Annotated in this window: 1 protein-coding gene; it reads right to left on the bottom strand. The window is 68.0% G+C overall.

Going from position 1 to position 294, the window contains the following annotated elements:
* Nucleotides 1-294 (bottom strand): MFS transporter (locus M2D63_RS25655; protein WP_285865879.1); only part of this gene is annotated, 294 nt, incomplete at both ends.

Raw genomic sequence — 294 nt, 5'->3', positions numbered from 1 at the left:
TCTGAATCCACGAGGTGAAGTAGCCGCGCTTGCCCTTGGGCGCATGTTCGGCCACGTAGGTGGCGGCGCCGACGTACTCACCGCCCAGGGCCAGGCCTTGCAGCAGGCGCAGGGTGATCAGGAAGATCGGCGCGGCCACGCCGATGCTGGCGTAGCTGGGGAGCAGGCCGACGACGGCGGTGGACACGCCCATGCTCACGATGGTGATCAGGAAGGTGTGCTTGCGGCCGATCATGTCGCACAGCCGGCCGAACACGATGGCGCCGAAGGGCCGTACGGCAAAGCCGGCGGCGA

Origin of the sequence: Pseudomonas sp. BJa5, from assembly GCF_030272875.2 — a bacterium.
Classification (GTDB): Bacteria; Pseudomonadota; Gammaproteobacteria; order Pseudomonadales; family Pseudomonadaceae; genus Aquipseudomonas.
Note: the sequence above shows the minus strand (reverse complement) of the source record. Positions and strands in the feature narration are given on the sequence as shown.